7 protein-coding genes are annotated in these 9,591 nt (G+C 66.2%); 1 reads left to right on the top strand and 6 read right to left on the bottom strand.

Annotated elements, in window-relative coordinates; genetic code table 11:
* Together RMO40_RS02055 and RMO40_RS02060 are read right to left on the bottom strand one after the other, a co-directional pair.
* A partial coding sequence (locus RMO40_RS02055) for a fibronectin type III domain-containing protein (RefSeq protein ID WP_309715571.1) occupies positions 1-1,576 on the bottom strand: 1,576 nt, incomplete at its 3' end.
* A 60-nt stretch (positions 1,577-1,636) separates the two neighbouring features.
* Positions 1,637-3,601, bottom strand: coding sequence for a fibronectin type III domain-containing protein (locus RMO40_RS02060; RefSeq protein WP_309715574.1), 1,965 nt, complete (start codon positions 3,599-3,601; stop codon positions 1,637-1,639).
* Positions 3,602-3,832: 231 nt separating this feature from the next.
* Between RMO40_RS02060 and RMO40_RS02065 the strand changes: the two genes are divergently transcribed.
* Positions 3,833-4,738 carry a helix-turn-helix domain-containing protein gene (locus RMO40_RS02065; protein ID WP_309715577.1) on the top strand — a complete coding sequence of 302 codons (906 nt, stop codon included), beginning with the start codon at positions 3,833-3,835 and terminating at the stop codon, positions 4,736-4,738.
* A 3-nt stretch (positions 4,739-4,741) separates the two neighbouring features.
* Here the strand turns inward: RMO40_RS02065 and RMO40_RS02070 are convergent, their stop codons facing one another.
* The 4 genes from RMO40_RS02070 to RMO40_RS02085 form a co-directional block, all read right to left on the bottom strand.
* Entirely contained in the window at positions 4,742-5,407 is a 666-nt protein-coding gene (locus tag RMO40_RS02070) for a DUF4386 family protein (protein ID WP_309715579.1), read from the bottom strand.
* Between the two features lie 205 nt (positions 5,408-5,612).
* Positions 5,613-8,261: a family 31 carbohydrate-binding protein gene (locus RMO40_RS02075; RefSeq protein WP_309715581.1), complete on the bottom strand. Its 2,649-nt coding sequence runs from the start codon at positions 8,259-8,261 to the stop codon at positions 5,613-5,615.
* A gap of 98 nt (positions 8,262-8,359) precedes the next feature.
* A complete protein-coding gene (locus tag RMO40_RS02080; protein WP_309715584.1) occupies positions 8,360-9,271 on the bottom strand; it encodes a helix-turn-helix domain-containing protein in 912 nt (303 codons plus the stop codon).
* Between the two features lie 49 nt (positions 9,272-9,320).
* On the bottom strand, positions 9,321-9,591 hold a 271-nt coding region (locus RMO40_RS02085), incomplete at its 5' end, for a hypothetical protein (protein WP_309715587.1).

Consider the following 9,591-nt stretch of genomic DNA (forward strand, 5'->3'; position numbering starts at 1 on the left):
TGCCGCCACCGCCCACCTCACCACCACCGCCGCCGCCACCGCCACCACCGCCGCTCAAGGTCACGTCGCCCTCGTTGGAGAACGCCGACACGCCGGCGCCGTTGCGCGCCGCCACGCGATAGCGGTAGCGCGTGCCGGCGCTGAGGCCGGTGTCGGTGTAGCTGCCCACGTTGGCGCCCACCGTGGCCAGGCCGGCAAAGCCGCCGGTGCCGATGGCGCGCTGGATCGAGAAGTCGTTCTCGTTGTTCGAGTTGTCGCTCCAGCTCAGCGCGATCGAGGTGCTCGATGCCTGCGTGGCCGACATCGCCGACGGCGCGCCCGGAACGGTGGGGCCCCCACCGCCTCCCGTGCCGCACTGCGCCAGGAAACCGTGCGCCGACAGGCCATTGCAAAACGCTGTCTTGTACTCGTTGTACAGCGGCACCTGCACGTTGTTGAACCACATGTCGTCGTAGGGAAAGGAAAACCCCCCGCTCTGCCCGTAGTAGCCATCCCACCCGTAGCGCAGGTCGAGGTTCATGTAGACCACGGCCTTGATGACACCGCGCAGGTCATGCGTGCCAGCACGGTTGGCGAGCGGGCCGTTGTAGTTCATCAGGCCGAAGAAGCGGTGGGCCCAGGTGGCGGCCAGCGCGTCGGAGTCGGTGCCGTTGCCGTTTTGCCCGGCCACGAAGTTCATCGGCGACGCTTCCGAATAGATCATCGGCTTGCCGTGGTCCTTGGCAAACTTCACCATCTCGAGCACGTTCATGTCGTAGTCGAAGTTGTACGGTGCGGCATTGGTGTTGCCGTTGACCGTCTGCAAGATGTAGCCCTTGCACTTGTTGGCGGCCACGTCGAAGCCCACGCCCGGCGTGCCGTTGTAGAGCGCGCTCGTCTGGTTGTAGATGGGCAGGCACAGCTCGTGGTTGAAGACCGAGAGGCCGATCCAGTCGGTGTTGGCGTCACCCGGGTAGAGCTGGGCAAACTCGCCGCGCACCGGGTGGTACACGAAAGACACGTTGCCCGCGGCCGCCCGCGCGCGGATGTAGGCAGCGATGCTGTTGAACGCGCCCTTGTACGAGTTGCAGCTCGCATCGGTGCAGTGAAAGGCCGTTGAGACCTCATAGTCCAGCCGCAGCAGGAACTTGGTGTTCTGCTTGCTGTTGATGTAGTTGATGAGGTTGTCGAAGAGGTTGAGGTAGCTGCCGTTCGCCAGCGCCTGGGTGGCGTTCTTCGAGGCCTGCTCCTTCACGGCGTTGTCGCCGTTCCAGCCAGGTGGGTTGTCTTTCCAGCTCACGCCCACCTGGATGAATTTGCCATTCTTGCTGGAGACGAGGTTGGCAAATTCCTGGTGGATGGGCACGCTGCCCATGCCGGTGTTGAACGCGGCCGACTTGAGCTCGTAGTAGACCGAGCCGCCGTTGGGCTCTTGCCCGATGGTGAGCCAGTTGTCCCACGCGGCGCGGTTGGATTGACCGACGAGGAAAAGTTTGCCCTCGGCCGGCGCGAAACTGGCGGCCTGCGCCGCCGGCAAGGCCAGCACGGCAGACGTGACGAGGCACAGGGCGCGCAGCGCCCCGCTGATGCGGTTCATGGTGATCTCCTTGGAGAAAAAGAAGGCCGGCGGCCGCAACGGGTCGCCGGCCGGGGAACGTCAGCGCTTGAAGGCTTCGACCCGGGTCACGGTGACACCCGACTCGGCGTTCACCACCACCGTCTTGGCGCCGGTGCCCACGCCGTTGAAGTCGATGGTCTGCGAATTGCCGCTGCCGGTGTCGACAGCGGCGTGGGCGGTGGCGCCGTTGAAGCTGGTGACCACGAGCTTGGAGTTGGCCGTGGAGCTGTAGCTCACGACAAAGTAGTACGCACCCGCGGTGTTGACCGTCACGTTGAAGGTCTGGCTGCCGGTGAAGGCGGTGCTGGTCAGCACGCCAGGCAGCGTGCTGCCCGATCCACCGCCACCGCCACCACCACCACCGTCTCCACCACCGCTGAGCGTGACGTCAGCGATGTTGGAGTACGCCGATGCCCCGGCGCTGTTGCGTGCCGCCACGCGGTACTGGTAGCGCGTGCCGGCGCTGAGCCCTGCGTGGGTGTAGCTGCGCACGTTGGCGCCCAGCGCGACGAGGTCGGCCCAGGCCCCGGTGCCCACGGCACGCTGGAGCACAAAGTCGGTCTCGTTGTTGGCGTTGTCGGCCCAGCTCAGCGCGATCGACGTGCTGCTGGCTTGCGTGGCTGCCAGCCCGCTCGGTGCAGCAGGCACGGTGATACCGCCACCGCCACCCCCACCGCCACCCGAACCGCAGCTGGCGCTGTTGCCCTCGAAGCATGCATCGGCCAGGCGGCTCTTCACGTAATCTTTGATCGCGGTGTTGGCCTGCAGCGCGGAGTTGCCCCAGTAGCCGTCGGTGCAGGTGGGCGAGCCGGCCGCACCCTGGCAGTTGAACTGCTTGATCGCCTCCCAGTTGGAGTTGATGTACGAGACTGCGCGAATCTGATCCTTGTTGGCGAGGATGTAGTCGAAGAAGTTCTGGTACCAGAGCTGGATTTCCCCGGTGCTCACGGCCACGGGGTTGTTCTCGACCACGCAGCTGCCGGTCACGTTTTGCAGGTGGTAGCCCACCGGGGTGGCCTCGGCAACCATCACCGGCTTGGCCCGCGCACGGGCAAAGTTCACCATGTTGTCGTAGAGCGTGTTCGGGTTGTTGCTCACGTGCGGTGAGGCCACGCCGCGGCAGGTGTACTGGCGGGTGCGGAAGCTGGCGTCGAACAAGAAGTTGCTCATGCCCACCCAGTCGACCACGTCGTCGCCGGGGTACCAGTCGCTGAGGTGGTTGGGGTTGCCGAAGTCTTGCGCGAAAGCGGGGTCGCCATCGGTCGGGTAGGTGGCCGACTGCCACACCATCGCCACGTTGCTGGCGCCGAGCGCGTCGACGCGGGCCTTGGCGTAGCGAAAGGCTTCCTTGAAGTGGCCACGGCTGTAGCGGTTCCACGGGCCGTCGAACTCATAGCCGAAGCGCAGGAACACCGGGCGGCCGGTGTTCTTGAGGTAGTTGAGCAGCGTGTCCAGGCGCGCGCGGTAGCCGTTGACCACGTCGTCGGTCAGGTCGGTCTGCGGGCCGGGGTAACCGTGCTGCGCTGCGACCTGTTCCGACAAGGCACGGCCGAGCAAGGCGCGCAGCGGCTGGTTGCTACCGCCATCGGCGAGAAACAGCCCCACCGCCAGCGAGGCGCCGGGGTTCTCGGCCAGCGTGGCATTGAAGTCCACCACGTTGCCGCTGAAGCCGAGATCGCAGCGGCCCGACAAGCCGTTGCAACCGGTGCTGATGTGGGTGTAAAGCGTGACACCGGTCGGGCGCAGGAAGCCGCTGTCTTGCAACACGGTGTTGCGAAAGGCGGTGATGTCTGGCGAGGTCTGGCCGACCATGAAGCGGATCTTGTTGCCCGCGGGCAGGTTGCGCGCCGTGGCGGCAGGCGCTGCATGGGCGCGTTCCGAGGGGGCGCCGCTGGCCTGGGCGGCGGCATCCCCCGTGTCGCGATCGCCACCACCGCAGGCACCCAAGGCCGCGGCCAGCGCGAGAGCCAAGGCCCATCGGCGCTTTCTTGAAAAATTCAGCATGTCAGTCTCCAGTTGTTGGAACGGTACGTCGCACCGGATTCCTGAGAGCCACGTCTGCTGCGTGTTCTGCCCGGGCGATCCGGAATTGTTTTCCTTTCGAACAAACACCGCCTTGCAGAGATTGCGCATCTGCGCGCGCAAACCCTGATCGGGCAAACCGCATTGACATCGGGTGGGGGTTGGGTTCCCCTTGCGCCCCTGGGAGACCACCATTTTTGAGACTCGTCAGCCATGCAAGACCTTGAGCTGAGTTTTGTCGAGACCCGGCTCAACCGGGTGATGGACCACATCGACGGCCATGTGGCCGCGCCGCTGGAGCTCGAATCCCTGGCCGCGCTGGCGGCGTACTCGCCCTTTCACTTCCTGCGGGTGTTTCGCAGCAAGATGGGTGAAACGCCCTACGACTTCGTGCGCCGCCGCCGCATCGAGCTGGCGGCCGGGCGCCTGCGACTCGCCTCCGATGAGCCCATCGAGCACGTGGCGATTGCCACCGGCTTCGCCAGTGGCGAAACCCTGGCGCGCGCCTTCCGCCAGACCTACGGCATGAGCGCGGGCGACTGGAAGCGTGGCGGCTGGCGCCAGTGGACCGTGGGCGACTTGCCACGCTTGCCCGAGCTGCCGCACGGGCCGGTGAGCGTGGTGAAGCAGCCGCGCCGTTTGCTGCTTTACCGCCGCGTGCGCGGCAACTATCAGCAAACCGTGGCACCCACTTGGGCGAGCTTCGTGCCCTGGGTGCGCAGCATCGGCATAGAACCCTCTGGTTGGATGGGCAACGGCCTGGACGACCCCGCACTTACCGCCCCGGAGCAATGCCGCTACGACGTGTGTGCCGTCATCCCCGAGCACCAGGCCGATCAGGCACGCCAAGCCCTGCGCGATGCGCCGGCGATGGTGTCTTTGAAAGAGTTTGTGCCTGGCTACTACGCCAGCATGCCTTACGACGGCAGCGTGGCCGGTGTGCCACAGGCCTGGCGCGCCCTGCTCGAAGACTGGCTGCCAGGCAGCGGCTTTGCGATGGGCACCGGGCAGTTCAGCGACGCGTTCGCGAACAGCGATGCCATCCCCGGCCAGCGCCACGATGACCGACAGGTGAGCCAGCTGCTGATGCCGGTGCGCACGACGCTGCATGCACGCTGAGATTCATTGAGCGGGTGGGCGCAGACGCAGCAGCACAATCCCCAGCCACACGAACCAAACAATCACCCCCAGCCCAAAGGCCTCGCCCAGCTCCTTCAGCGGGGGAATGGTGGTGAGAAGACCCGCCATGCTCACAAGCCCTCCGAAGTAGCCGAGCGCTTTGGGCAACCCGCCGGAGCGCGAGACGGCCAGGCTGATGAGCAACAGCCACAGGCCGCCGACGATCTCATTGCCGCCCCCCAGGCCATTGAGGATGACGTTGTAGTTCAGCCAGACCAGCGCCGCCTGTGCAGGGTTGGCAGCGTAGAGCTCGACAACCACGCCAGCGCCGATGTTCGCGACCATGCCGGCGGCAATCACCAGAGTGGCCCAGATGAGGCCAAAAGCCGTGGCCACCTGCGTCAACGCAGGAGAAGCCGGTTTCAGTCGCTCATGGAGTGCCAGCGCCAGGATCACCAGCAGCACGCCGAAGACGACGTAGATGACCAGGTTCCACGCATACAGGGTGGCGCGGTGTTCGACCAGAAAGGCCGCGTGCTGGACCGGATCAATCTTCAGCGACCCGTACTTGGCGGGAATCAGCAACGTGAAGTAGAGCCAGAACCCGACCACGAAGGTGGCGGCGGCGGCAAGGGCGGCAATGCCACCGAATCTTTGGAGCTTGGGCACAGGTTTCCTTCACAGTTGACGTTTGCTGGCTCGCGCTGCCGGTGCGAACGCCGCGCACCTTAGCTGCTGCGATCCCGTTGCGGGCAACCATTGCGATGAACCCGTCTTGGACGGCGACAGACTGCGAATGCCAAGGACCGGCCGCGACAAAAAGGAAAAGAGCCACCCTTCGCATTGCGAAGGGTGGCCCGAGGGTTGGCAGACCTTAAAGCGTCTCGACGAACTTCACCACGTTCTCGCGCTGCTGCGGCGTGAGGGCGTTGTAGGAGGCCCTCGCCGCGGCGGCGTCACCGGTGTGTTTCTGGATCGCCGCGTCGATGCTGGTGGCCGAGCCGTCGTGCATGTAGAGCTCGGCACGGCCGTTGCGGCGCAGGATCTCCAGGTTGTGCCCCAGACCCCACAGCGGCGCAGTGCGGAAGTTGCCGCCGTTCACGTTCCACACCTTCATGTCGGTGTAGGGGCGCAGCACCAGGTTGCGCAGGTGCGTCTCGGCCGTGGGGCTGGTGCGCTGCACGGGCGTGTGGCAGCCGCCGCAGCCGGCTTGGTTGAAGAGCCTGTCGCCTTCTTCGACCCCGGGCGTGTCGTAGCTGTTCGGGTTGCGGCTCGGCACGGTCAGCGCCTCGGTGTACTTCACGAGCAGGTCGACCACACGGCCGGGCAATGAGGACGGCTGTACACCATGGTCGACCACCAGCGCGTTGTTCACCTGCGCGGCCACCGTGGGCTGCGAGCCATCCCAGGTGAAGCCTGCCGTGCGGCCGACGATGGACTCGAGCAGCTTGGTGCCGTAGATGGGCGGCGGCAGGCGCATGCCCTTGCCGGGGATGTTGACCGGCGCCGAGCCGCGGCCATCACGGAAGTGGCAGGTGCCGCAGGTGGTGCTGCCGATCTTCACCGCGCCGAATGCGGTGGTGGCACGCACCTTCGGGTCCAGCCCGTGGAAGAGATGGTGGCCGACGATGAAGTCATCGATCATGTCTTCCTTGTGGATGGTCACCATGGGCTGCGTGAAGACGGCGTTCTTCTCCAGGTTGGAGTAGGCCCCGGAGTCCGAGAAGAGCTGGCTGGTCGACGCCTTGCCGGCCGATTGCAGGCGCGGGTCACCGTACTTCGAGCTCCAACCGTAGCCGATGGTGTAGTGGGTGAAGTCGTTGTAGGTCTGCGCGCCGGTGCGGCCCGCCACCGCGGTGATCTCGAAACTCACCACCTGCCCGTAGCTGAACGCGTCCCCGAAGCCTGGGTTCTGGTTGACGGCAAAGAACTGCTGGCCATTCGGGTTGTCGGCGCGGGTCATCGATTCCACCCGCAGCACGCTGCCGGCGATCTGGAAGCCGAGCCTCACGTTGCCCGGCGCATCGTCGACCCACAGGGTGTAGCGGTCGAGGTTGCGCAGCAGGTCGTTGTTGTGCATGGCATCCAGAATGGCCGCTGTCACGCCGTCATGCGCGATCGGGTGACGAAAGCGCATCCAGTTGGCCGAGCCGTCGGTGAAGGCGGCGTAGGCGTGCGGGTTGACCCGCGCACCGGCGGTGGTGAAGTAGCCGGTGTAGGCCCACTGCGTTGACGGGTTGTTGGTCAACAGGCCCGGTTGTTTGTAGCGGAAGAAGTAGGTGTAGGTGCCACTGCAGGGGATGGTGGCCACACCGGCTGCCAGCGTGGTCTTCCTGAAGGTCATGCCGTTGTCGGTGGAGCAGTGCATCTCCAGGTCGGCGTCATTGGCGGCTTTGACGATGCCCGGGCCCCAGCGCCAGCGCAGGGTGCTGCCGTCGATGTCGAAGGCAAAGCCGTTGGTGGTGGGCGCGTAGCCGTTCAAGGGTGTGGCCAACGCGTCGGGCGGATTGGGCCGCGGCGCCGGGCCGATGTTGTGGTCGGAGTAGGCGTTGGTCGTCCAGTCGAGCACGCTGGGCACGCCCGTGGTGGTCACGCTCACGGCGGCCGATTGCGCCGAGCAGTTGCCCGCTGCGTCGCAAGCACGCACGCGAAAGCTATACGGCGTGGCGGCGGTGAGGCCGGTGCTGTTGAAGTTGGTCGCCGCATTCGAGCCCGCCAGGTTGCCGTCGCGATAGACGTCGTAGCGCGTCACGCCGACGTTGTCGCTGGCTGCATTCCAGGTCAGCGCGATGCTGGTGCCGGAGGTGGCGGTGCCGCTCAAGCCCGCCGGTACCGTAGGCAGCAGCGTGTCGCCGCCACCCCCACCGCCGCCGCTGGCCGTGGTCGACACATTCACCGCCGTCGACTGCGCCGAGCAGTTGCCGGCGGCATCGCAGGCCCGCACGCGGTAGCTGTAGCTGGTGGACGCACTCAGTCCGGTGTTGGTGAAGCTGGTGTTGGCGCTGGAGCCCGCCAGCGTGGTGCCGCGGTAGATGTCGTAGCGCGTCACGCCGACGTTGTCGGTGGATGCACTCCAGGTGAGCGCGATGCTCGACGACGAGGTGCCGGTGCCCGCCAGGCCGCCCGGTACCGTTGGCAACTGCGTGTCGGCCACGCCGCCGCCGCTGCAGGGGGTGGAGGCAAGGCTCGCACCACCCGCTGCGTAGGTGAGCGTGTGGTTGCCGGTGAGGCACTGTCCGGTGGCGTTGTCCTGCACCTTGAACTCAAGCGTGTAGGTGGCGCCCGGCGTCACCGAGACGCTGCGCTCGAAGCGGCCGTTGGTGCGCGTGCCGGTGTAGCACTCGCCGTTGAGGCACAGGTAGTTGAAGCTGGCAGACCAGCCGCGGTCCACGTGGTAGAGCTTGCCGGTGGCATCGATGCCGAAGGCCTGGGCCGAGGCGCCGCCTGCGTAACCGGCGCCCACCAAGGCGAGTGCTGCCGCGGCGGCCACTCGCCACGCGTGCAGGTTGAATCGAAGTGTCATGCTGTCTCCTGGTTGGGATCTTTGTCAGGTCAGTCTAGGAATCGATCTGCCTTTCGGTCTTGCTGCCATTGCGGAGCTTGCAAGCAATTGCTGCAGGCTCAGGCCGAGCGCAGCATGCGCACCGGCAACAACAGTTCGCGCCGTCCGTTCTCGCCGGTGAAGCGGGCGCTGGCGGGGAACAGCTCACAGAAGTTGCCATGGCCCACGGCATAGCCGCTCTCGGGCAACCATCGGCTCAGCATGTATTCCCAGGCGGCGTCAGATGACTCTGCGGTGTTCGGGCACGGCATCGCGGCATACAGGCCACCGACAAATCGCTTCCACGACCCGTGAAGCGTCATGGGCTCGCGCTGCGACCAGCGAAAGGCCTCGAGCAGGGGCTGGGCCAGTTCCACGCACACGTCGTAGCGCAGGTGCTCGGGCGGTGTGAGGCCAGGGTCGTCCAGCCCCATGCCGTACCACGCCACAGGGTTCAGGCCCATGCCGCGCACCCACTGCGCAAAGTGGGCCCAGGCCTGCGGCACGACGGTTTCATAGGCCCCGCGCACGCGCACATAGAACAACGGGCGTTCGGGCCGATAGCTCACGTTGACGAGGCCTTGCGCGCGCTGCGCGGGCAGTGGCGGCGCGCGCAACTGGCCTTCACGCCAGCCGCCGTGGCGCCAGTCGGTGGCGCTCATGCCGTAGGTGTGGCGAAAGGCACGCGCCATGGTTTCTTGTGACGAGAAGCCGCACGACAAGGCAATGCTGCTGATCGGCTCGTGCACCGACAGGCGCAAACGCGAGGCGACCAGGCCGATGCGGCGCCGGCGGATGAACTCGTACGGCGTCTCGCCGAACGACGCGTCGAACACGCGGATGAAGTGAAAGCGCGAGTAGGCTGCCAGCGCGGCCAGCGCATCGAGGTCGATCGGCTCGGCGATGTGGTCGTCGATGTGGTCGAAGACGCGGTTCAGCCGCGGCTCCACCGTGTTCCACAGCGCGTGGCTCGTGCCCTTGAACGGAGGCATGCGGCCCGATCGCACCATCGTGTTGCTGCCAGGCCCACTCGCGCGGCCGTCAGGCGCGGCGTTCCTCGATCACGCTGTGGGTTGCAAACGAGTAGCGCATGTTGCGGTACACGCAGATGTCGGTGATGTCTTCGGGCGTGCCCGCCGGCGTGGCACGGTAGTTGGTCGACACCCGGTAGCGGCCATGCACCGGCAGCACCTTGTGATACGTGTGGCCGTGCAACAGCACCAGCGTGCCGGCGCGCGGCTCGAGCACCGCGAAGGGCCCTTGCCCGCGGGCGAGCCTGAGGTGGAGTTCAACGGCCAGGTGGTGCTCGAGC

This window comes from Rhizobacter sp., from assembly GCF_031412075.1.
Classification (GTDB): Bacteria; Pseudomonadota; Gammaproteobacteria; order Burkholderiales; family Burkholderiaceae_C; genus Rhizobacter.